The sequence below is a fragment of the Algorimicrobium algoritergicola genome (assembly GCF_008086165.1).
Taxonomy (GTDB): Bacteria; Bacteroidota; Bacteroidia; order Flavobacteriales; family Flavobacteriaceae; genus Algorimicrobium; species Algorimicrobium algoritergicola.
The window spans coordinates 86,065-110,554 of record NZ_VSKL01000002.1; the positions used below are offsets into that span (position 1 = coordinate 86,065).

At 32.8% G+C, this 24,490-nt stretch carries 23 protein-coding genes and 1 tRNA gene; 12 read left to right on the top strand and 12 right to left on the bottom strand.

The genetic code is table 11. From position 1 onward, the window contains the following. The first annotated feature begins 72 nt into the window (after positions 1–72). A complete protein-coding gene (locus ES675_RS06380; protein ID WP_066255185.1) occupies positions 73–885 on the top strand; it encodes a TlpA family protein disulfide reductase in 813 nt (270 codons plus the stop codon). 339 nt (positions 886–1,224) lie between these two features. Here the strand turns inward: ES675_RS06380 and corA are convergent, their stop codons facing one another. From corA to ES675_RS06415, 7 genes are all read right to left on the bottom strand, one after another. Beyond that, positions 1,225–2,292 carry a magnesium/cobalt transporter CorA gene (gene corA, locus ES675_RS06385; protein WP_148367331.1) on the bottom strand — a complete coding sequence of 356 codons (1,068 nt, stop codon included), beginning with the start codon at positions 2,290–2,292 and terminating at the stop codon, positions 1,225–1,227. A gap of 33 nt (positions 2,293–2,325) precedes the next feature. Next, complete coding sequence (locus ES675_RS06390) at positions 2,326–2,871, bottom strand: mechanosensitive ion channel domain-containing protein (protein ID WP_066255178.1); 546 nt, start codon at positions 2,869–2,871, stop codon at positions 2,326–2,328. A gap of 70 nt (positions 2,872–2,941) precedes the next feature. Next, a complete protein-coding gene (locus ES675_RS06395; RefSeq protein WP_066255175.1) occupies positions 2,942–3,532 on the bottom strand; it encodes a Maf-like protein in 591 nt (196 codons plus the stop codon). Further along, a complete protein-coding gene (locus tag ES675_RS06400; RefSeq protein WP_082985982.1) occupies positions 3,532–4,449 on the bottom strand; it encodes a geranylgeranylglycerol-phosphate geranylgeranyltransferase in 918 nt (305 codons plus the stop codon). Before ES675_RS06400 ends, ES675_RS06395 begins: the two co-directional genes overlap by 1 nt. Before the next feature lie 58 nt (positions 4,450–4,507). Next, positions 4,508–5,038 (bottom strand): KdsC family phosphatase, encoded by a 531-nt coding sequence (locus ES675_RS06405; protein ID WP_066255172.1) that lies wholly within the window; start codon positions 5,036–5,038, stop codon positions 4,508–4,510. Positions 5,039–5,147: 109 nt separating this feature from the next. Then, positions 5,148–5,939, bottom strand: a complete 792-nt coding sequence (locus ES675_RS06410; protein WP_066255168.1) for a Rossmann-like and DUF2520 domain-containing protein — start codon at positions 5,937–5,939, stop codon at positions 5,148–5,150. Between the two features lie 19 nt (positions 5,940–5,958). Next, entirely contained in the window at positions 5,959–6,546 is a 588-nt protein-coding gene (locus tag ES675_RS06415; protein ID WP_066255166.1) for a Crp/Fnr family transcriptional regulator, read from the bottom strand. A gap of 71 nt (positions 6,547–6,617) precedes the next feature. On the opposite strand from ES675_RS06415, the gene ES675_RS06420 reads away from it, so the two are divergent. From ES675_RS06420 to mscL, 4 genes are all read left to right on the top strand, one after another. Further along, positions 6,618–6,914, top strand: coding sequence for a hypothetical protein (locus ES675_RS06420; RefSeq protein ID WP_066255163.1), 297 nt, complete (start codon positions 6,618–6,620; stop codon positions 6,912–6,914). Positions 6,915–6,922: 8 nt separating this feature from the next. Continuing rightward, the gene (locus ES675_RS06425) at positions 6,923–7,327 is read left to right on the top strand and encodes a group III truncated hemoglobin (RefSeq protein WP_066255160.1); all 405 of its coding nucleotides are present in this window, start codon (positions 6,923–6,925) and stop codon (positions 7,325–7,327) included. A gap of 123 nt (positions 7,328–7,450) precedes the next feature. After that, entirely contained in the window at positions 7,451–10,663 is a 3,213-nt protein-coding gene (gene ccsA / locus ES675_RS06430) for a cytochrome c biogenesis protein (RefSeq protein ID WP_066255157.1), read from the top strand. 16 nt (positions 10,664–10,679) lie between these two features. Further along, on the top strand, positions 10,680–11,123 hold the full coding sequence (mscL, locus tag ES675_RS06435) for a large conductance mechanosensitive channel protein MscL (protein ID WP_066255151.1): 444 nt from the start codon (positions 10,680–10,682) through the stop codon (positions 11,121–11,123). A gap of 10 nt (positions 11,124–11,133) precedes the next feature. Here mscL and ES675_RS06440 read toward each other — a convergent pair whose 3' ends face one another. Next, a complete protein-coding gene (locus tag ES675_RS06440) occupies positions 11,134–11,505 on the bottom strand; it encodes a hypothetical protein (protein WP_066255148.1) in 372 nt (123 codons plus the stop codon). Between the two features lie 189 nt (positions 11,506–11,694). Between ES675_RS06440 and ES675_RS06445 the strand changes: the two genes are divergently transcribed. The 3 genes from ES675_RS06445 to ES675_RS06455 all read left to right on the top strand — a co-directional run bounded on the left by ES675_RS06445 (position 11,695) and on the right by ES675_RS06455 (position 13,713). Further along, positions 11,695–12,852, top strand: a complete 1,158-nt coding sequence (locus tag ES675_RS06445; RefSeq protein WP_066255143.1) for a trans-sulfuration enzyme family protein — start codon at positions 11,695–11,697, stop codon at positions 12,850–12,852. A gap of 2 nt (positions 12,853–12,854) precedes the next feature. After that, positions 12,855–13,577: a bacillithiol biosynthesis deacetylase BshB1 gene (bshB1, locus tag ES675_RS06450; protein WP_197503506.1), complete on the top strand. Its 723-nt coding sequence runs from the start codon at positions 12,855–12,857 to the stop codon at positions 13,575–13,577. 60 nt (positions 13,578–13,637) lie between these two features. Then, positions 13,638–13,713 (top strand) — tRNA-His (locus ES675_RS06455). 166 nt (positions 13,714–13,879) lie between these two features. Here the strand turns inward: ES675_RS06455 and ES675_RS06460 are convergent. From ES675_RS06460 to ES675_RS06475, 4 genes are all read right to left on the bottom strand, one after another. Next, a complete protein-coding gene (locus ES675_RS06460; RefSeq protein WP_066249636.1) occupies positions 13,880–15,436 on the bottom strand; it encodes a M28 family peptidase in 1,557 nt (518 codons plus the stop codon). A 112-nt stretch (positions 15,437–15,548) separates the two neighbouring features. Continuing rightward, entirely contained in the window at positions 15,549–16,586 is a 1,038-nt protein-coding gene (locus tag ES675_RS06465) for a M28 family peptidase (protein WP_066249640.1), read from the bottom strand. A gap of 85 nt (positions 16,587–16,671) precedes the next feature. Next, positions 16,672–17,070, bottom strand: coding sequence for a hypothetical protein (locus ES675_RS06470; RefSeq protein WP_066249644.1), 399 nt, complete (start codon positions 17,068–17,070; stop codon positions 16,672–16,674). 7 nt (positions 17,071–17,077) lie between these two features. After that, entirely contained in the window at positions 17,078–17,857 is a 780-nt protein-coding gene (locus tag ES675_RS06475) for a DUF3108 domain-containing protein (RefSeq protein ID WP_066249651.1), read from the bottom strand. A 257-nt stretch (positions 17,858–18,114) separates the two neighbouring features. Here ES675_RS06475 and ES675_RS06480 point away from each other — a divergent pair, with 257 nt between their 5' ends. From ES675_RS06480 to ES675_RS06495, 4 genes are all read left to right on the top strand, one after another. Next, positions 18,115–18,567, top strand: a complete 453-nt coding sequence (locus ES675_RS06480) for a hypothetical protein (protein ID WP_066249655.1) — start codon at positions 18,115–18,117, stop codon at positions 18,565–18,567. A gap of 281 nt (positions 18,568–18,848) precedes the next feature. Next, the gene (locus ES675_RS06485) at positions 18,849–20,150 is read left to right on the top strand and encodes a hypothetical protein (RefSeq protein WP_066249659.1); all 1,302 of its coding nucleotides are present in this window, start codon (positions 18,849–18,851) and stop codon (positions 20,148–20,150) included. A gap of 197 nt (positions 20,151–20,347) precedes the next feature. Then, positions 20,348–21,748, top strand: coding sequence for a T9SS type B sorting domain-containing protein (locus tag ES675_RS06490; RefSeq protein ID WP_231931264.1), 1,401 nt, complete (start codon positions 20,348–20,350; stop codon positions 21,746–21,748). Continuing rightward, complete coding sequence (locus ES675_RS06495) at positions 21,749–24,469, top strand: PorP/SprF family type IX secretion system membrane protein (RefSeq protein WP_082985877.1); 2,721 nt, start codon at positions 21,749–21,751, stop codon at positions 24,467–24,469. The last annotated feature ends 21 nt before the right edge of the window (positions 24,470–24,490 follow it).

Here is a 24,490-nt window from a genome sequence, read left to right on the forward strand (position 1 = left end):
ATTTAATGGTTTTTTAACGAAATATATTTCTCTTATTTTTATATCTTAACAACACCAAAAATATTTTAAACCATGAAAATCAATATAATTTTAGGTGTTTTACTTTTATTTAGCTCTTGTTTAAATGATAAGCAAGAGTTTGTTATAATTGGGCACATGGAATCATTGGAAAATGACAGCCAGAAATGGGTTACATATTATAATGAAAATATTGATTTGAATGTAGATTTTTTAGGAGTTGATGAGAGGTCTATTATTATATCAAAAGAATTGTTTTTACAAGAATTAGCATCTGGCGAGTACCTTCCTTTGAAAATTAAAAGAAAGGATTCAGCAGAAGCATACCAATTGTTCAAAATGAGTGATTCGTCGAATAAAAGCGTTAGTCATATTGTAAAAATAAGAGCAAAAATAGCCATGAATCATTATTCTTATGAAGGCAAGTATTTTCCAGAATTTAATTTTGAAGATTTAGAAGGAAATTCTTTTAGTACAAATTCACTGAAAGGAAAAACAATCATTCTAAAATGCTGGTTTGTTGCTTGTAAGCCCTGCGTTGAAGAAATGCCAATTCTAAATAAAATTGTCAACAAACGAAGAAAATCAAATGATACAATTTTTGTAAGCCTAGCATTAGATTCAAAGCCAGATTTGGAGGTTTTTCTTAAAAATACTCAATTTAATTATGCCGTAATTCCTAATCAAAATAGTTTTATTTCAGATTCACTTAACGTTCAAATGTTTCCTACGCATTTTATAATTAATAAAGATGGTAAAATAAAAAAGGTATTAAATAATGTGCGTGACTTACTTAAAGTATTGGATTTAGAGCATCTTTCTACTTTAAACAATAATAGGCGATCTCCACCGCCTCCGCCAATGTGATGTTTTTGATTTAACTAAAAAGTTACTATTTAATAATAGATATATTTGGCGGAAATTAAAACAACATGTCATGAAAAATAGAAATATTAAAAAATCTGACAAGATATATGACTTTGGTTTTGTTTTCATTTTACTCTTGCTATTAACTTTTTATGAAAATTATAGAAACCTTTGGTATGACAATATTTTAAAATTTATATTAGCTTATTTGATAGGTGTTATAATTTTTTTTATTGTTAATAAAGTAGTCAAATACCTTTTCTTTGCATCACTAAAAAAATTTCAAAAAAAGAAATAGTAATTTTAAAGGAGTCATCTAATGGCTCCTTATTTTATAAATCACAACCACTTCTTCCGTTTAAAATAATAAATCATTCCAATAAAAATAAGGAACATAATTCCCCATAAAATATAGTAACCGTAGGGATTATGTAATTCGGGAATATTATCGAAATTCATACCATAAATACCCGCAATAAAGGTTAGAGGAATGAAAATAGTAGCAATAATGGTTAGTACTTTCATGACCTCGTTCATTTTATTACTAATGGTCGTCATGTACATATCCATTAAACTCCAAATCATTTCGCGGAAAATATCAATACTATCGGATAATTGAATAATGTGATCGTAGACATCATTATAAAACTGAAGATTTTTTTTAAGAATCAAATCACTATCACTTTTTTGAATGCGACTGATTATTTCACGCAATGGAAATATAGAGCGTCGGACTTTTAATAGTTCTTTTTTAAGGCTTAATACTTGCTGGCTTAAATCGTCTTTAACGTTTCCGCTAAAAAGTAAGTCTTCTAAATCTTCCACTTTATTACCCATGGTTTCACTCACAATATAATAATGATCTACCACAGCATCTACTAAAGCATAAAGTAAATAATCAGAACCCAAGGTGCGAATTCGGCCTTTTCCAGCACGCAGTCGCTCCCGAACCGTATCAAAAACATCACCTTCGGATTCCTGAAAGGTGAGCACGTAATTTTTTCCTAATACAAAACTGACTTGTTCGATGGTAATATTTTCGTCAACATCATAATACAGCATTTTTAAAGACACAAAAATATAATCTTCGTATTCATCAATTTTTGGACGTTGAGATGTGTTGACAATATCTTCTAAAACAAGCGGATGTAAATTGTAATGTGCGCCTATTTTTTCAATTTCGTTAATGTGATTTAGTCCGTTAATATTAATCCATGTAATGGAATCGGTGGATTTGAATTTAAAGACCTCGTCAATATTTTGAAGTTCCTGCTCATTTATGAAATCGGGACCGTAGTCAAACGATTCAATGAAGAGTTTTTGTGCATTTTTTTCACCTGTATAAACTATAGCACCAGGCGATTTGCCAACATGTTTCTTGTATTTTGATGTTCTTTTCTTACCCATAATATTGAAATTTACAACAATTATTTGAAAAAATTATATAGCATCAGTACCATCGTCTAGTGGTAAGGCAATAGCATCCTTTTTTAGTAGGGTAACTGGTTTTTGTAGAATTAAATTATTTGGATAGGTTACTAAATCCCCATTATCCAAACGTAAATGCAATTGAAATGCAGCAATATCTTCAATAATAGCCTCAATTGGGAAGTCTTTATCGTGGATTAAAATTTTGTCTCCTACTTTATACGGGAAATTAAAAAACATAATAATTCCTGAAGTAATATTGCTTAAAATGGACCATATAGCAAAAAGAGCAATTCCTATGATAGCAAATACAGAAGAAAAAACTAATGCTAAATCTTCAAATTTTGCACCTAATATAATGGTTTCAATTAACAACCAAATAAGAACAAGGGTAGCAGTAGCATAACGCGAAATTAAATGAATTCGCGCATCATTAATGCCAGCTTTATGACCTATTTTCCTGATAAGTGTTTTAGCAATAAAACGGATAATTAATAAAATGGCGAGTAAGATAATACTCGCTAAAAATTCAGATTTATAGGTTTCAAAAAACTCCATGAATAATCAATATTTTAAGTGAGCAAAGATAGTATAGAAACTGTGAAAATAGATTTGTTTTATGGTATATTTAAGAAGAAATAAATTGCTGAAGGGTTTGATAAACTAAATGCGTTGGTAATCCCACCACATTAAAATATGACCCTTCAATTTTAGTGATGCCTATTTGTCCAATCCATTCTTGAATGCCATAAGCACCAGCTTTATCAAACGGTTTACAGGTATTTATATAGTAATTAATTTCGGCATCTGTTAACGCCTTAAATGTGACTTTAGTGACTGCATTTACGGTTTTCTGCTTTTCTATAGTAGTAAAACAAACCGAAGTTATTACCTCATGCGTTGTATTGCTCATGGATTTAATCATATTAAAAGCATCTTCTGCATCTTTAGGTTTTCCAAGCGCTTTATTATTGTGCCAAACTATGGTGTCACTGGTAATGAGAATGTCACTGGGATTTAAATCGGCTTTAAACGGTAAGGACTTTAATTGAGCCAAGTAATCGCTGATTTCAAAATGAGTTAAACGCTCTGGAAATTCTTCTTTTATAGGTTTTAAAATAATCTCAAAATCCAATTCCAATTCCTTAAAAAACTGCTGCCTTCTCGGAGAACCTGAAGCAAGTATGAGTCTGAAGTTTTTTAATTGTTCGTTGAGCATTATCCAAGGAGTTTATATTTATATATGAGCAGCGATAACATTCCGAAAAGCATAATTATTTTAAGCAAACTACTAATAAAATGATAGTCAGTTTTTAGCTTTGCTTGAAACAAACGAATAATGATATAAATTAATGGCGCTATAATAAAAATTAAAAAATAACCTACAATCCATAGGTTGTGATACAGATATGTTATGACATAATAGATAACGGCAGCCAACGGAATAAACGTCAGTGCCAACGTAACATGTGTTGCACGAGCACGACCAATAGCAATTGGTAGTGTGTTCATGCCAACTTTGTAGTCGCCATCAATATCTTCAATGTCTTTTACTAATTCTCTTATTAAATTAATGCAGAAAGCAAACAGGGCGTAATCTAATATAATTTTAAAGAAAGTGAGTTGTGTTTCTTGATTTTGCGGTGTAATGGCTGGTAATAATTCAAACAATCCCACCATGATAATACTTAAAGCAATCAATGCCGAAATAACAATATTACCAACTAATATCATTTGCTTTAAATAGGAAGCATAAATATAAAGTAGTCCAGAAACAACCACAAAAAGGGCGAAGAATCCAGAGCGGCCAACCAAATGCGATAAATAGAAACCAATAAGCACACCAACCACATTAAAGCCAATAAAAAGACTGTAAGCCGTTTTTTCAGAAATGGATTTGCCAACAATCACCTTTTTGGGTTTGTTAACAGCATCTGTATCTTGATCGAAAATATCATTAATAATATTACCACCTGCAGCTAAACATAGTGTTGCTATAATAAGTAATGAAAACCCAAACCCGTTTAAGGTAATGGTTACACCAAAAGACTCCAACAAAGCATATTTAATGAGTAATTGCACCAAGGCAATCATGAGTAAATTTTTCCAACGAATTAGTGATAAAATACTTTGCATAATTGATTTTTAGTAGGTGTTTAGTGAAGCGTTAGATTCTGGTTTATTAAAAAAGAAATTAATCATATTTGGCATCAAAATTACCTTGCCAGTTATCTTGAACTTTTAAAACTTGTTCAATCACATCGCGAACAGCACCTTGACCACCGTTTTTATGAGAAATATATTTTGAAATGACTTTAATTTCAGGAACCGCATCTTGCGGACAACAAGGTAAGCCTACAAGTTTCATAACTGGATAATCGGGGATATCATCACCCATATATAATACGTTTTCCAACTTGATGTTATTTTGTGACATATATAAATTTAGCTGTTCAATTTTGTCATGTGAGCCTAAAAACACATCTGTAATGCCTAAACCTTGTAATCTAGCACGAACACCTTCATTGGAGCCGCCAGAAATAATACAGATTTTGTATCCTTTATTTATTGCTGTTTTTAGAGCATAACCATCTTTAATATTCATTTTACGAAGCATTTCACCAGATGTTAAAACGGTTACCGTTCCATCAGTTAAAACACCATCCACATCAAATATAAAAGTGGTAATATGTTCTAGATATTCTTTATAACTTTTAGTTTCCATAATTTATTAATATGTTATTGGGTAATTAGTAAATGAGTTTTGAGGTGAATAAGCTAATTATTCAATAAGAAATTGCAATTTCATGCTTTCTATTGAAACTCGTAACAAGCTATTGTGTTTTATTTTTAACTACTTTTTTATTACTAACACCTTGGGTTTTTTTGATGGATGCTGTAAACAATTTATAGATAGCTTGATGCTGTTCATCTTCAAGCAATTTTAAATGCTTTTTAATTGTTTTTTTATCGTTGCGTTTGGCTGGTCCAGTTTGCGCTAAATACGGCGAAATATTCTGAACCTTATTAGCGGTTTCCAAAATGAGCGGTTTTAAAATATCAAATTCTACACCTTCAGATTCTGTAATTTCATGAGCCACACGATATAATTGATTGGTAAAATTATTAACAAAAACAGCTGCTAAATGTAATGTTCTACGCTGATCACTATTCACCTTATGCGTTTTACAGCCCATACTTTTACCTAGCAATTTTAACAGAGGCGCATCTTTTTTACCTATAGTTTCAATACAAATAGGAACCGTTTCCATGTTCATAGGAACGTTTTTAGAGAATGTTTGTAATGGATAAAAAACACCACGACGGTTTTTCTTGTCTATATCATAAACACTAACACTTCCCGAGGTATGAACCACAAATCGGTTTTCGAAAGGGAGTTGTTCGGAAATACCCGAAATAGCATCATCACTAACAGCAATTATATAAATATCGGCTGGCTTTAGTAGCGATAAATCATCAATTGTTTCCACGTCACTTTGAAACATGGCTAATTTTCTAATATCTCGATTGTACCATTGTACAACTGAAATAGTTTCTGCGTTAATAAATGCTTTATATAGGTGGGTGGCCACATTTCCTGCGCCAATAATACTTACTGAAATCATAAGGCTAAAATACGCATAATTATAAATAAACTTTATGACGTTTTAGGATTAATTTTTTATCCTTTTCTAATTGTTTTATGGTTCTAATAACGGTTTCAACTCGCAATCCTGTAAGGTCGGAAATTTGTTGTCGTGTTAGCTTTACCTCATAAAGTTCTGCAGTATTCGCTGTTTCTTTAAAGTGATTTAATAAGGTTAAAATCCGATGTTCTGGCGGATGGATAGAAAGTTCTTGAATTATTTTAGCCTTATAAATCATGCGCTTACATAGAATCTTGGTGAGTTTTAAATGCACCTTTGGGTGGTTTTCTAATAATTCAAAGAAGCGATCTTTAGGTAGCATATAGATGCTACAATCTGTAATGCATTGTGCACAAGCAGGATAATTAGAGTTTTGAAATAATGGTGGTTCACCAAATGATTTTCCAGACTCAAAAAAACCTTGAATAAAGGCTTTTCCATCTTCCGAATGATTAAACATTTTTAGTTTCCCTTGTTTAATTTGAAAATAAAAATGTGCTTCCTCATTTTCTCTAAAAATCACTTGACCTTTAGAATAGGTTTTAAGGGTTGCTTGATATTTCTCTAAAATAGCTATTGGAATCATGGTGATATGATTTGAATCATAAATAAACAAAGATAAGTTTTAGAATTTTGTTTCAACAAAAAAACACTATTATGAAATCTTTATATAAACAAGCTATTACAGACTTTAATGAGAACTATATTCTCTATATTCCATTAACTATTATTTTGCAAAGTTGTATTGGATCTATTGCAGCCATGTATATTTTAATGAATAGTCCAAACGGATCGTTTAAATTTTTTGAACTAACTTTGTGCGTAGTTTTAGCCATGAGTTATAATGCCGTAATTTTTGCGCAAATTAAAACTAAAATTATTTTTCCCATTTTATTAGCAAGTATCACTACCAATATTTTGCTGATAGCAATTAATGTATATCAATTGTCATAACGCTTCGCATGAAAAAAAATATAGAAACCCGAGACGATGTCTTTCTTTTAGTCTCTTCATTTTACGATAAAGTTCGTGCTGACGAATTTTTAGGACCTTTTTTTAATCGTGTGATAACCGATTGGGATGCACATATTGATCGTTTAACAACTTTCTGGGAAACGAGTTTATTTATGACTCGGAAACTAGAAAAAAAATATTACGGAAACCCCCTTGAAGTGCATGTTCAGGTAGATAAGGAAAATAATCACGCTATTACCGAACATCATTTTGGTGCTTGGTTAAATTTATGGTTTGAAACAATAGAAGAGCATTTTGATGGCGAAGTCGCTGAAAACGCCAAGCGTCGTGCTCGAAAAATGGGAAGTTTTATGTATTTAAATATCTTTCAAGCTAGACCATCAACAACTTAAGCATTTTTTACATTTTGTTAATTATATCGAGATAAAACATATCTATAAAAGTCTTGGTTTATTTGCTATAATTTATAAAACAAAACCTTAAATTTGCACAATTCAATTTTTGAGTCTCAAGTTATGCTAAATAAACTCGCTAAATTTCTATTTTCAACCCGATTAACATCTGTATTATTTATTGCTTTTGCCGCAGCTATGGCAATTGGCACCTTTATGGATGCAGGACAAGAAACATCCCCAACACCTTACAGTCGAAATCTGATTTATAACACGTGGTGGTTTGAAGGCATCATGTTGGTGTTCATAATTAATTTTATAGGAAACATTAAAAAATACCGCTTGTGGCGTTTAAATCAGTGGGCAACACTCACGCTACATTTGTCCTTTATATTAATCATTTTAGGTGCTGGAATTACTAGATATATTGGTTTTGAAGGTATGATGGCTATTCGTGAAGGCGAAACAGAAAACTCTTTCCTAACCCAAAAAACCTACATCACGGCTTATATTGATGGCGATTTTATGGTGGACGGAATGGCGCAACGAAAAATTATTGAAGAAGAAGTTGATTTTTCACCAAGATTAGAAAATGATTTTTCTTATGCTACCGATTATAATGGTCAAGATGTAAAATTTGAATTAGAAAAATATATTGGCGGTGCCGAATTAGATGTGGTTCCAAATGAAACAGGTGATGAATATTTAAAAATAGTGGAAGCAGGAGATGGTGCACCACATAATCACTTCTTAAAAGTAGGTGAAACACAAAGTTTACATAACGTACTTTTTTCTTTGAATAAACCTCAAGATGGTGCGGTAAATATCACCTATAAAGATGGGGAATTAAGTATTGAATCGCCTTTTGAAGGTGAGTACATGACCATGGCAACAGGACAAACCGGGTTATTGGTAAAGGATAGCATACAGCCACTTATTTTAAGATCGCGTTACGTTATTGGTAATATGCAAATGGTATTTCCAAAACCTGTGGTTAGAGGAGATTTTGATGTGGTAAAAAAATCCCAGTTATTACGTGGCGATGAAAATGGAGTGGTTTTAAAAGTAACTTCAGCTGGCGAAACGAAACGCGTTAAACTATTAGGAGGTCAAGGGTATAGTAAACCTTTTGAGCAAGTTAAAATAGGCGGTTTGGATATTGCTGTAAAGTATGGCTCTAAAGTATTAGAGTTACCATTTAGTATTAAGTTAAATGATTTTATTGCTGATAAGTATCCTGGAACTGACAACAGTTATTCAGCTTTTGCGAGTGAAGTAACTATTATTGATAAAGAGGAAGGCGATTTTGATTACCGCGTTTTTATGAATAATATTTTAGACCATCGTGGTTATCGCTTTTTCCAAGCAGGTTTTGATCCCGATGAATTAGGAACCAAATTATCAGTAAATCATGATATGTTAGGCACATGGGTGACTTACATAGGTTACATGTTATTATATCTAGGATTAATGGCTATATTATTTGATAAAAACACCCGTTTTGGCGATCTGGAAAGAAAACTAACAGCCATTAAAAACAAGAAGCGTAATAGATTTAAAACCAAAGTAGCCAGTATTTTAATGTTAGCGTTTACCTTAACTGGTTTTGCTCAAGTACATACACCTAATGATGGTCATGGTCATAATGATAGCAGACCTACAAAGGCTCAAATTGATTCGGTTTTAGCTGTCAATATAACACCAAAAGAACACGCTGATAAGTTTGGACATTTGGTGATTCAAGATATTGGTGGACGTATGATGCCTGTTAATACATTTGCTTCAGAAATGCTTCGGAAGTTAAGTAAGCACGATACTTACGAAGATTTTGATGCCAATCAGGTTTTCTTATCCATTCAAGAAAGCCCATTACTTTGGTATAATGTTCCTATTATATATTTAAAGCGTCAAAAAGGAGATTCTATTAGAAGTCTAATTGGTGTGCCAAAAGATCAAGAATATGTTCCCCTTGTTGATTTCTTCACGCCTGAAGGAAATTACAAGTTAGCGCCTTATTTAGAAGAAGCCTATAAAGCACAAATACCTAATGGTCATCAAAAGGAATTTAAAGAAACCGATCAACGTGTTAATTTATTATACAATACAATTGATGGTTATGCATTACGCATTTTTCCAATTCCAGACGATGAAAATAATAAATGGATATCCTCTGTTGAATTCAGACGTGATGGACATCGTGAAAATATTAAAGATTCACTTTATGGAAACTTTATAAACAATGGATTTAGCGCATATTTAATGACATTAAATTTGGCTAAAAAATCTGGCGATTATACAAAGGTTAATGAAATTTTAGAATCCTTCACCAAAACACAGAAAAAGTATGGAAGTGATGTAATGCTTTCAGACGAAAAAGTAAAGACAGAAGTTCTTTACAATCATTACGATATTTTCAAGAATTTGTTTAGTTGGTATATGTATGCGTCAGCGTTGATGTTTATCATTCTTATTATTCAGATTTTTAGGGATAATAATAGAACCATTGATAAAGTAGTAACCGTTTTCAAGGTTGTTATCCTTTTACTTTTTATAGTACATACATTAGGTTTAGCTGTACGTTGGTATATTTCAGGTCATGCACCTTGGAGTGATTCCTATGAATCCATGATTTATGTTGCCTGGGCAACTATGTTTTTCGGATTAGCATTTGGAAAACGAAGCGATTTAACCATTGCAGCAACAGCATTTGTAACGGCCATTATATTAATGGTGGCACATTGGAATTGGATGGATCCAGCTATTGCTAACTTACAGCCAGTTTTGGATAGTTACTGGCTAATGATTCACGTGTCAATTATTGTGGCAAGTTATGGGCCTTTTGCACTCGGTTTAATATTGGGCCTTGTGGTGTTATTCTTAATGATATTTACCACAAAAGATAATAAAGATAAATTATTAATCAATATTAAAGAGTTAACCATTATAAATGAAATGGCACTTACAGTTGGTTTAGTTCTACTAACCATTGGTAACTTTTTAGGAGGTATGTGGGCCAACGAAAGTTGGGGTCGTTATTGGGGATGGGATCCAAAAGAAACATGGGCTTTAATTAGTATTATGGTGTATGCATTTGTTATTCACATGCGTTTAGTTCCTGGTTTACGTAGTCGATTTGGATTTAATTTTGCTTCCATTATTGCGTTCTCAAGTATTATGATGACCTATTTTGGAGTGAATTTCTACCTAGCAGGTCTACATTCTTACGCAAGTGGTGATCAGATTGTAAGTGTGAAGTTTATAGCTATAGCTTTTGGTATTGTTGCTGTAATAGGATTCTTTGCATATAGAAAACACGCCAAATTTTATAAAAAATAAACAACGGTAGGTCTTCATGAAGTTGTTAAAGGAATTCAAAGAGTTTGCTGTAAAAGGCAACATGATGGATATGGCTATCGGTATCATTATAGGTGCTGCTTTTAATAAATTGGTAGATGTATTAGTGAAACAGGTATTTCTCCCACCATTGTCTTTGCTAGTAGAAGGTGTTAATCTGTCGGATAAACGTATTATTTTACGTCATGAAGTTTTAAACGATGCTGGTAAGACTATTGCAGATGAAGTCGCTATTGGATATGGTGCTTTTAGTGAAGCCTTTTTAGATTTTTTAATTGTAGGTTTCACTATTTTTATAATCGTAAAGTTTCTGAATAGATTGCGTGCGAAATCTCAAGACCCGAAAAACCATACGGTTTCCACGCCAAAGGATATTGAGTTACTCACTAAATTGACTGATTTAATGGAGGAACAAAATAAATTAATGAAAAAATCTAAATAGGAGGTAGGACTTATAATTTAATAAGATCCTTATCCATATTTAAATCATCCAACATGTCTTGTGTAAATTTGTAATGACCACGACGCGTGATGATTCTAAAACGATGATCTTTCATGCGCGTTAAAACATCTAAAAAACGCCATTTTGATTTCAATAAAATCTGTTCGTCAGATTTTAAGCTAATTTCAAAATAGTGCTTTCTTCCTGCTTTTTCTGCAACTATATTAGGTGTGATAGTTACATCTGAACCTTTTTTATGATATGATTTTGGAGATTCATATCCTTCCATATCGGCTTTGATGTTGTCGTAACCTAAATTCTCTAAATAGGTTAAAGATTCTTTTAAAAACGCGGTGCTTTCTTGTAGTTCTGTTGAAGTCATAATTACAAATATAGTAAAAATTTTGATGTAAATTTTAAAAAATATGTTAAAAACCTGACAATCAATATAATATTTTATTTACCATATATATTTAGGCGATTTAATGATAAGAAATCCTAAAAAGCCTATTGCATTTTGCACTATTACGTGTAGATAATTTGTAATTTAGTTGTTCTAAAATTTAAGTTTATGAAGCATTCAAAATATGGTGTTAATACGATATGCACACACATTGGAGAAATAGAGGATAAGCAGTTTAAAGGAGCTGTTTCACCTATTTATGTCTCCACATCTTATGAGTTTGATGATGTTGATATGAAACGTTATCCAAGATATTTTAATACGCCAAACCAAGAGCATTTATCCAAAAAAATTGCGGCATTAGAGCATACAGAATCTGCGTTAATTTTCGGATCGGGAATGGCAGCTTTAAGTGCCCTGTTTTTTACGTTCTTAAAATCTGGTGATCATTTAGTGGTTCAAAATACATTGTATGGAGGCGCTAGCCATTTTATACGTGAAGAGTTTCCTAAATTTGGTATTGAATTCACTTTTACAAACGGTTATGACGTTTCGGATTTTGAAGCCGCTATTCAACCTAATACGAAATTAATTCATATTGAAACACCCTCAAATCCGCTACTTACTATAACAGATATTAAAGGTGTTGCCAAATTAGGAAAGGCTCATAATATTTTAACGAGTATTGATAATACGTTTGCAAGCCCTATTAATCAAAACCCAATTGATTTTGGTATTGATATTATCATGCATTCGGCAACCAAGTATTTGGGTGGTCATAGTGATATATTGGCTGGGGCTTTAGCCGCTTCAGATGATTTAATAAGTCAAATCTGGCATGTAGCTAAAAACTTTGGTGGTAATTTAAGTGATTATACCGTTTGGATGTTGGAACGTAGTATGAAAACGCTGGCTTTACGTGTTAAAGCACAAACTAAAAATGCAAACAAAATTGCTAGATATCTAGAAAAGCATCCGGATGTAAAAGCAGTATATTATCCAGGACTTAAATCACATCCCCAATATAAATTGGCTAAAGCGCAAATGCATGGATTTGGTGCTATGATGTCCTTTGAATTGCAAGATGGTTTGGATGCATTAGAATTCCAAAAGCACTTACAACTTATTAAATCTTCTATGAGTTTAGCAGGTGTTGAGAGTACGGTTTTATCGCCATATTTAACATCGCATGCGTTATTAACACAAGAGGAACGCGATGCGATTGGTATTAGCGATCAACTAATTCGTTTTTCTGTAGGTATTGAAACTAAAAAGGATTTATTAGCTGATATTGAGCAAGCTATAAATAAAACAAAAACTAAATAAGTATGAAACTAGATATTTTAGCCTTTGGTGCACATCCTGACGATGTGGAATTAGGTTGCGGAGGCACAATAGCAAAGGAAATAGCTAATGGTAAAAAAGTTGGAATAATTGATTTAACGCGTGGTGAATTAGGAACTAGAGGAACTGCAGAAACACGCGATGCTGAAGCTGCTGAAGCCGGACAAATTTTAGGTGTTTCTGTTCGTGAAAATTTAGGTTTTTCAGATGGATTTTTTGTAAATGATAAAACCCATCAATTAGAGATTATAAAAATGATACGGAAATATCAACCTGAAATGGTTTTATGCAATGCTATTGATGATAGACATATTGATCATGGAAAGGGTAGCGATGTGGTAAGTAATGCTTGTTTTTTAAGCGGATTACTTAAAATTGAAACCACATTATCAGAGTCCAATACACAGCAAAAGCCTTGGCGGCCAAAACTAGTGTATCATTATATACAATGGAAATACCTAGAACCAGATTTTGTAGTGGATATTTCCGGTTATATGGAAAAAAAATTAGCTGCAGTTTATGCTTATAAAACCCAGTTTTTTGATCCTAAAAGTACAGAGCCTGAAACACCTATTTCAAGTAAGAACTTTACTGATAGTGTGGACTATAGGGCTCGAGATTTAGGGCGGATTGTTGGCGTTAATTATGCTGAAGGTTTTACAGTAGAACGCTACCCAGCAATAAATAGTTTGTTTGATTTGAAATAATTTCTCAAAAATACTTTGCAGGAAATAGGAATTAAATTATCTTTGCAGACCTATTAAAATGGTGGTTGTAGCTCAGTTGGTTAGAGCATTGGTTTGTGGTACCAAGGGTCGCGGGTTCGAATCCCGTCTTCCACCCAAAATTATAAAGCCTTTCAGAATTTCTGAAAGGCTTTTTTTGTATGTGCTGTTTGCTGTTTTAATTTGCAACTAATTATTTAGCAGCAAATTACATATGTATTTGAAAACAAAAAAGCCTTTTAGTTTAATTCTAAAAGGCTTTTTTAACTTTATTTGGTAACGGGTTACTCTTTTACTTTATCAACCGTAATTCTGTTTTCGCGGTTTGCTAATTCCCAAGCCGTATAGAATACTAATCGCGTTCTATTTTCTAGTAAATCATAACGGATTTTGTCTGGTGTATCACTTGGTTGGTGATAATCATCATGTGTTCCATTAAAATAAAAGATAACTGGAATGTTATTTTTAGCAAAGTTATAATGATCAGAACGGTAATAAAAACGATTTGGATCATTATCATCATTAAAGGTGTAGTCCAATTCAATGTTCATATAGGTCTTATTTGCTTCTTCAGAAATATCATGTAACTCTTGACTTAATTTATCACTTCCAATTAAGTAAATATAGTTATCTGCACCTTCCGTACGTTTTGGGTCTGTACGACCAATCATATCAATATTTAAGTTAGCTACGGTATTTGCTAAAGGAAAAATAGGATCTGTATCTGTATAGTAACGGGAGCCTAATAGACCTTTTTCTTCACCTGTAACGTGTAAAAATAAGATAGAACGTTTTGGTCTGTGACCATTTTTAACGGCTGTTTTAAAAGCTTCAGCAATTTCAATGATAGCAACTGTACCAGAACCATCATCATCTGCACCATTGTAAATTTCACCATCCTTAATACCTTCATGATCTAAATGTGCAGAAAGCACAATAATTTCATCTGGCTTTTCAGAACCTTTAATAAAGGCAGCAACGTTTTCAGACATAAACTCATTCGAAGCATTTATATACTCCACATTCATTGGAACGGCAAGTGTTTCTGTTTTTGAAGCTGTTTCAATAGTTGGCATAATAGCTTTCGCTAAATCCGTATTAATTAAAAAATAGAACATATCATCTGCATCACCTCGTAATGACATTCTTCCACTAGATCCTCCAAATCGTTGGGCAGCCATAGCATAAATTTCTGGATAATAAAATAAAACTGCAACAGCACCACGTTCTTTAGCAGCATCCCGCTTAGCGGCATATTCTTGTCTGAAATTTGACCATTTTGAACTTTCATCAGAACCACTAATTACATAGTTTCCATCAGCTGCTTTAGGTTCACCAGATTTGATTAAAACCACTTTACCTTTAACGGTTAGATCTTCATAACTGTTGTATTTTTCGTCATCAATACCATAATCGACAAAAATAATATCGTTCACAGAAAGGGATCCATTATTAGATGTTGAAGCTGAAACGAAGTCATCTATCATTTTAAATGATTTTCCATTAACTGTTAAGTTAACTTTTGGTGCTTCCATAACTTCTAAAGGTACATCTTGAAAATAATTTCCATCAGCTTTTGCTGCAGGAACATCCATAGTAATGTATTGTTGCTTTAAATATTCAACAGCCATTTTTTGTCCTTTTGCACCTGTAAGTCTACCTTCAAATTCATCAGAAGCATAGGTGTATAACATTTCTTTTAGCTCGGCAGACGTTATGGTATTAGCATATTCAATAGGATTAGCAATCTCTGTAGCCTTTGTAGGTGTTTGCTTTTCCTGTGTTGATCCACAACTAAATGCTAAAAGAGTAGCACTTAGAATAAAAACTGATTTTCTCATAATTATAAATAAGTGATGTTAATAAATAATTTTTGTGTTAAAGACAATATTACGAAATAACCAATCACTTCAAGGAAATGACCATTTACATTTAACAAACTTTAACAAGCTATTAAATATCTTCGTTGTGAATTAATTTTTGGTCTTTATTTGCTAAATACCAAGCTGTACTGAAGATTAGTCGTGTGCGTTTAGCTAATAAATCATACTCAATTTTATCTGGTGTATCTGTAACTTGATGATAATCGTCATGCTCACCATTGAAATAAAAAATGACGGGAATGTTTTTTTGAGCAAATTTATAATGGTCTGATCTATAATAATAACGGTTATGATCCTCTTCATCATTATAAGTGTAATCTAAATCTAAATTGAAGTACGTATCATTTATTTTTTCAGAGATAAAATGGAGCTCTTTACTGATTCTATCAGCTCCAATGAGGTACAAATAATTCGGATTGTCTTTATGTTTTTTATCTATACGACCGATCATATCAATATTTAAATCGACGATGGTTTTACCCAAATCGAAAATAGGATTTTCAATATAATATGTTGAACCATACAAGCCTAGCTCTTCACCAGTTAAATGTAAAAATAGAATGCTTCGTTTTGGAGTAAAGCCTTCCTTTACTGCCAATTGGAAAGCTTGGGCCATTTCCATTAAAGCAGTTGTTCCAGATCCATTATCATCAGCACCATTAAAAACCTTATTATCTTCAATTCCTAAATGGTCTAAATGTGCAGAAATAATAACAACTTCATCAGGCTTTTCGGATCCTTTTATATAAGCCAAAACATTTTCTGTGGATTTGATATCGTCAGGTAAAAACTCTTTTGAAATTTCTTGAAAATATATAGAGTCCTTTATTGGTGAATAAATTTCTTGAGATTGGTAGTATTTTTTTAAGAAATTGACCGCTTTTTTCTGACCAAGTTCTCCTGTTTTTCTGCCTTGAAAATCATTTGAAGCATAAGCAAAAAGGTGGGTTTCTAACTCGTTAGCGGTTATAGTGTTAGCAAAACGCATAACTATAGCACTATCCGTAAGTTGGATATTGTTTTTTATGTTTTCAATTTTAGTTGAATAACGGGTCGTGGCACAAGAACCAACTAATGTAAGTGCCGAAGCAATAACAAGTCCTTTCATTAATAGCTATTTAGCCTATAAATAAAGCGAAAAAAAAGATAATACCGAAGGTATTATCTTTTTAAATTACTGGAATATATTATTTTTATATATCTATGTCAATCTCTTCTACATCGACATCTTCAAATTCGACACCTTCCAAGTCAATGTCTTCCATATCCTCTAAATCCAAATCTTCTAACACCTCTATTGCTTCTTGTTCAGATTGTTGTTCTGTAAGTTCTAATTGTTCCGTATTACCAACTTCCGATGTATTAAAAATGGCTTTATATGTGGAAATTGATAATGCAATTATAGTTAATAGGAAGGCTAATTTTATAGTGTGTTTTGGCTTTTCTTTTTTATTGGTTAAATAGAAACCAATAAAACCAAGAACAAAGGCTAGAATAGCAGGAATAAATGCCAAATTTGATACTGGTAAAATAGATAGAATTACAGCAAAAGCAGCTGAAATTAAACTTAAAATTATAATTAGTATTCTCATGTTGTATTTAGTTTTTTAATCCTGAAGCAGATTTTATTTTTAATTCACCATTACCAACGGCTATTTTAAATTTAGCGTAAACAGGCACTTTATTCGAATCTGCCGTTAGCCATAACAAATTGTCATTAGAGCCTTTTAGGACAGAGCTGTTGTTAACGGAAATCCCTAATTTATAGCACGATTTTTTTCCAATGGCAGTATTAATCGTTTCAGTACCTAAATACACGACAGAAATTTTAAACTCCTTATTATCAAAAATTACAGTTAATGGAAAGCTTTTTCCAGTCGTTGCTTGTTCTAAATTTAGATTACGCATTTTGTAAATGGTAGTTACAATATCGTTGGTTGAGCTACCTATATTTAGGTTTTTCTTTTCTTCCCATATGGTGCCATCACGACGTCTTTTTTTCTTGATGCTTTCAACAGTATTCGTTTTATTTTTGAACTTATACTGCATAGCTTTGTAATATCCACCTTCATTAATATCACGCTTATGTAAATAAGGCGTTAAAGTTTTTGGACTTACATAGCTTTCGTATAAATCACGAATTTTAAAAAAACTATCCCATTTGCTGTAGGTGGTTGCCGTAGTTTTTAAACGCAAAAGCGTAACTTTTGAAGTCTTTACAAGACTCGTTTCCATGGTTACTTCAGCTAAATCAGTCATAATACCAGACATGTTGTAAGCTGCAGTAAATTTTAAGCTTTCATTCATTGAAACGGCTGTGTTTTGGGTATAGCCTACTGAAGCAACAAAAAGACTTAATATGAAAAAATATTTAAACATATAATTTTTAGTTTTTAGTATAACGAAGGTAATAACATTTATTGTGCCGAAAGTAAAATGTTATAAAAAGTGTATGCTTATTTCAGAGATTTCTTAAGTGTTAAAGTTTTCATAATTCCATTATTATCTGAATGTTAGCGTTTTGATTTCATTATCAACAAAAAATAAATGTGCAAAAACATGAAATAATCGACAAAACGCTTGGTTTTTTCGTTTAATTGCATAAATTTGTGATATTAAACCCCAAAACCTACAACATGAAATCTAAAATTACTTTGTTTTGTTTAACCTGTCTATTGATGGCAGGCGTTGCATCTGCCCAAAATAAGGATGCCCCTAAAAGTATTATCAGTCAAGATGTTGGTATTTCTAAATACCATGACAGAAAGGAACTTGAGCAAATGCAAAAAGGTGTATTGTTAGGGCTATATAATGAGCGAATTGAAATTATTATTAAAATTCTACCATATATTGCTTTTGCAACAAAGCCCGGCGTTACCATGTCTACTTTTGGTATTCCAGATACGAAAGACAATAGAACGGCATTAGATACCCAAATTGATGCTACTAGAGATTATTTTTTAAGTACCATGGATTTTCAGAATAAAATTTTACCGTATTCTGATAGGACAAATTTAATTGCTGCTATTCTGTTTTATGAAGAAACATTAAAAGCCTTACATATATATAGCGAAAACAATAGATTTTAATTTAAGTCTATTAATTAAAGCATATATGAAAGTAAGCCTGCTTTTTTATAAACCAACGATAATTCTGGCGCGTATTTTCTAAATGATTTTTTCTACAAGACTCTTCTTTATTCTTAAATAATTACTAGTTATTTAAAATATATTAATATTTGTAAGAAAATACCTCAAAATAGAGCTAATTTGTGCATTTTGTCGCTATTATTTGTATTTAGTGGAATTTATTTATATGTTTGATATATAATAAAAAGAATATTTATGATTAATAAATAACTATTTTAACTATGAAAAATTTGCCCCAACTCTTATGCATTTTTTTATTAGTGTTTTGCAATTCATACTCTCAACAAGAGAAGGGTATTATTGGCACTGATAACTGGTTAAATTCTTGGACAGAATTTAAGCCAGAATTAAATGAATATGGTGAAGCCACCGAAATTTTAACAGGAAACATTTCAACAGATACAAAGCTTAGTAAAAAAAACACCTACATGTTATTAGGTAATGTTTTTGTTACAAATAATGCGACATTATTTATTGAGCCTGGAACCGTTATTATTGGAGACTTTAAATCTAATGGTGCTTTAATTATTACTAAAGGCGCTACCATAATTGCTGATGGTTTACAAACCGACCCTATTGTTTTTACTTCAAATAGAAGTGTGAAAAAAGCTGGTGATTGGGGAGGAATCATTATTCTAGGAGATGCACCAATCAATAAATTCGGTAATGGATCTTCCGTAAACCATAATTTTAAATCTGCTTCTTATGACCATATTAGCTATGGTGGTGAAAATGGCGGAAGTAACTCTGGTGTTTTACGTTATGTACGAATTGAATATGCTGGCAAGAAGCTAAAGAGTGGTGAGAATTTTAATGCGTTATTATTGGCTGGTGTTGGTAGTCAAACTATTTTAGAAAACATTATGGTCAGTTTTTCTGAAGGTAATTCGTTTGATGTTTATGGCGGACAAGTTAATTTAAGTAAAGCCGTTTCATATAAATCGAATAGAGTAGACTACAGTTTTAATTATGGCGCACAATGTAACTTATATAACAGTCTAGCTGTAAGATCATCTTACATATCAAGCCCAGAAGGTTCAAGGTGTTTACAAGTAGCATCCTACAATAACGATAAAGAGGAGATTGACTTCTCAAAGCCACAGACATCCGTTATGGCTACTAACTTAACATTTATAAATGCTAGTGATAATTTGCAGTCTGAAATAAAAGTAGGGTTAGTTAAAGAAGCTATTTATATTGCTGAATATGCAGAATTAGATATGAGTAAGAGTGTAATCTCTGGATTTAATCCAGCTGTATTATTTGAGAATAAAATTAGAATCAATAATGAAACTTTAGATAAAGTGCGATTTACAGAAATGTATTTCAATAACTGTAATGGAAATATTTTCACAGAATATAAATCTAATAATGAAGACCTAGAGAGCTGGTACGGAAATAGTAGTTTCTTCAATGTGTATTCAAAAGGATTGGATTCTGAAACTTTTATTGATTTACAAAATTCTAGAAAACCAGATTTTAGATTGCGTATAAATAAAATTATAGCATCCAATGATGATTAAAATTCTAGTTTTTATATGAATCTTCTTTAGAAGATTCATTTTAATTAAGTCTAAATTATTATTAAGCCCCTCAAATGTATAAACATAATTTTTTTATAAATCATTGTTTTTGTACTGACTACCAATAAATAAAGTGTATGAATAAAACTACTTTTGTAAAAAATTCCTTTTTTGTAATGTGTTTTTTTGTTCTAACCATGAGTCAGAGCATAAAGGCTCAGATAACTTTTGGTGTTCCAAATATTGGATTTACCCAAGCGTGTGCAAAGGAATCTTTTAATACGTTTAATGTCAATTTTAGTTTTTCTCCAGAAGCAGGATTAAATCCTACAAATCAATTTATAATTGAGCTATCGGATGCAACTGGTAGTTTTGCTAGTGCCACAACGGTTACTACTTCAACAGCAGGAGCAATCACAACATCACCAGCTACTTTAAGTTTTGCTTTACCAACTACAACATCTGGTGAGTCATATAGATTACGCGTTAAAAGTACGGCTCCAGTAGCAACAAGTTCAGGATCTTCAACATTTGCCGCCTATTATAAAATTCAAGACACACCGTTTTCAATTAACAGTTTAATTCCAGTAGCAACGTATTGTGCTGGCGGAAGTTATATTTTAACAATAGATAATCCAGGAACTGGAATAAACGATTCCCCTTTAAATTACCCGTCATTAACCTATAAATGGTACAGAGCAACAGGTCCATCAACTTCCGTTTTTGTGGAAGATGGCGAGACTTTAACCGTTAATTCACCTGGAACTTATTTTGTAGAAACGAATTACGGTACATGTACTTCAGACTCATATTCTAATCGCGTAGCAGTTTCAGAATCTACGTCTGGTTCAACAATGGCCATTATTTCCAGTCTAGGAAATCCATTTTGCCCAAGTGGTGGCGCAACAACTTTAACAACAACAGTAGGAAATAGTTATCAGTGGTTTTTAAATGGCGAAGTTATTTCTGGAGCAACTAATCAAACTTACGAAACGACATTATCTGGAATTTTTTCTGTAAGTATTGATTTAGGAAGTTGTACAACAACAGCATCTATTGATCTAGATAGTGAAGGCTTTACAAGTAGTATCAATGTGGACGACGTAAACGTCTTGGATTCTGGTGATACATTATATGTAGACGTAACAACCTCAGCTAATAATCCAGAATTTCAATGGTTTTTGAATAACGTACTTATTCCTGGCGCAAATGGAAACACCTATGATGCTTCAGAATATGGAGATTACCAAGTCGTTATTAACCAAACCACAGGCTGCCTTGTTTCAGATGAATTTTTGTTTGTAGTTGAAGCACCAATAGACCCTTTCCCAAGTGTTGAAAAAATTCCAAATGTTATAAGTCCTAATGCTGATGGTATTAACGATACATGGATTATTCCAAATGAATATGTAAGTGGAACAAATACTGAAGTCCTTATCATGGATTCTTATGGAAAAGTATCGCTTAAAACAACCGATTATCAAAATAATTGGCCAGAAAACGAAATCAATTTTAATAGTGTAAATCCTGTTTATTACTATGTGATTACCACAACAGATAATAAAACAAAAAAAGGTTCTATAACCATCATAAAATAAATGAGAACATTTTTTCTAATAATAGCTTTAATCTTGTGTTCCACACAACTTTCTTTCTCGCAGGAGGATGGTGTTGTGTCGTTAGCTATTCCGGTAAGAAGTTCTTTAAAGTTTAATAGATATTTAACCAATCCAACTTTTAGTTTTGTGAGAGAGCAAAACACGTATATTAATATAACGAACAAAAGAGAGTGGATTCAATTTGAAGACGCACCAGTAACCTATTTAATAAACTATTCAGGACGTTATAGTGAAAACATGGGAGTAGGTGTTGGCTTATTTCAACAAAATCATGGTGTTTTAACCACATTTGGCGGGATTGTTAACTTGGCTTATAATGCCCAACTTCAAACAGATAGTAATTTAACTTTTGGATTGAATCTTGGATTCTATACAAGCAGTATTAATGAAGGAAGCGTCGTATTAAACGAACCAGATCCTTCTTTAGATAATATTTCTAAAAATTCAATTTTTACCGTCAGTCCAGGTATTAACTACGGATTGGTTTTTTTCGATATTGGTGTGTCTGTAAATAATTTAGTCCAATATAATTTAAAATCTTCCGAACTACTAAAAGAAGATCCACAACGAAGTATTCAGGCACATGTTATGTACACAGGATATATGTATAGTCGTGGTTTTTTTGATGAAAGTAAATTTTCAGCACTAGTTAAATCTGAATTCAAAACAGATCAAACCATTTTTTCAGGTGTCGCCATGTTAATGGTTCCAAAAGGTATTTGGGCGCAACTTGGCTATAATACAGTATATGGCGTAACAGGAGGCATTGGAATGAATGTGACAGAACAAATTTCTGTAGAATATAACTATGAAAAGGCTATGGGAGATTTAGCAACCTTTGGTTCATCTCATGAATTTACCTTGGCTTATAAATTTAATACTAGAAATCGATTTAAATATAGTGGTGACGATAGAGAACAAGCGCTACTTATTAAAAAACAGAAAAAACGTACACTTGCCTCATCGAGCAGTAACTCAAAATTGGATGCCGATGCCAAAGCAGAATTGGCTGAACAAAAAGTTTTGGAGTTAGAAGAAAAAAGATTAGCTATAGAAGCTAAAGCGATTGCTCGTGAAGAAGCAAAAGAAGAAGCTAGAATAGAAAGAGAAGCGAAGGCTACAGCATTAGCCGAATCTCAAGACGAAGGTGTAAACCAAACTCAAGCAGATGAAGAAGCAAGATTAACGGCTGAAGCTGCAGCGGCAGAAGAGGATAGATTGGCAGCTGAAGTAACAGCACAAGCTCAAGCAGATGAAGAAGCAAGATTAGCAGCTGTAGCAACAGCAGAGGAAGCTAGATTAGCAGCCGAAGCAACAGCACAGGCGCAAGCAGCAGAGGAAGCAAGATTGGCAGCCGAAGCAACAGCGGAAGCGCAATCAGCAGAGGAAGCCAGATTAGCAGCCGAAGCAACCGCACAGGCGCAAGCAGCAGAGGAAGCCAGATTAGCAGCCGAAGCAATCGCACAGGCTCAAGTAGCAGAGGAAGCCAGATTAGCAGCCGAAGCAACCGCACAGGCGCAAGCAGCAGAGGAAGCTAGATTAGCAGCCGAAGCAACTGCACAAGCGCAAGCAGCAGAGGAAGCAAGATTGGCAGCCGTAGCAACAGCACAGGCGCAAGCAGCGGAAGACGCCAGATTAGCAGCCGAAACAACCGCACAAGATCAAGTAGCAGAGGAAGCAAGATTAGCAGCCGAAGCAACCGCACAAGCGCAAGCAGTGGAGGAAGCCAGATTAGCAGCCGAAGCAACCGCACAAGATCAAGTAGCAGAGGAAGCAAGATTAGCAGCCGAAACACTTGCAATAGAAACGAATGTTGCTATAACGCAAAAAGATGATTTAGCTAAATCAATGTACACTATTACAGAATCCACGAAAGATTCTGAAAAAGAACAAGAAATACTATTAGTGCGATTAAACGAAGTTGTTATTTCTAAAAATAAAGACTTGAAAGATCTTAAAGAAGAAAATGATTTAAGTGAGCAAGGTATCTATATGGAACCTAAACCATTTAAGAGTATTTCAGCGGAAAACAGAGCTATGGAAGCTATAAAATCTGATTTAGATATTGTTATAAATAAGCGTAACGAAGACATTAAGAATTTAGAAAATCTATACATTCAACGAATTCAAAAAGGTTCAAATAAGAATGATGAAACCACTAAATATTATTTAGAAACAATTCGAGATTTAAAAGCTGATCAAGCACAAGCAGAACGTACAAGAGCTAGTTTAGTGTCTACATTAGAATCTATAAAATTAGCGACAGAAATAGAAAGAAAACGACGAATTAAACGTGCGCTTTACGATAATGAAAAGGATAGGTATAATAAAGATATGGCTACCCTAGAAAGAATTAAAAACAGCACGCCTATAAGTACGGTTCCTTTTACCGCTGAAGATTTTGATTCTGGTGAGGAGCAGAGTAGTAACGTGCAAATTTTAAAAGGTGTTCAAAACGTTGATAATGGATACTATATGATAGTTGCCGTGCATAAAAATGTCAGCGAAAGAGATGCCTTTTTAGAAAAAGCTATTTCGGCTGGACAATCAAATATTAATTTCTTTTTTGATGTAAATTCCAGTAAATATTTTATTTACTATCAAAAATTTGATTATGTAGAAGAGGCTATGAGAGCCCTAGAAACGAAAGGAGATAAACCCTATAACCAAAAAATGTCTGTAGTTAAGATAGAAGATTAAACATAGAATACCCCATTTGCT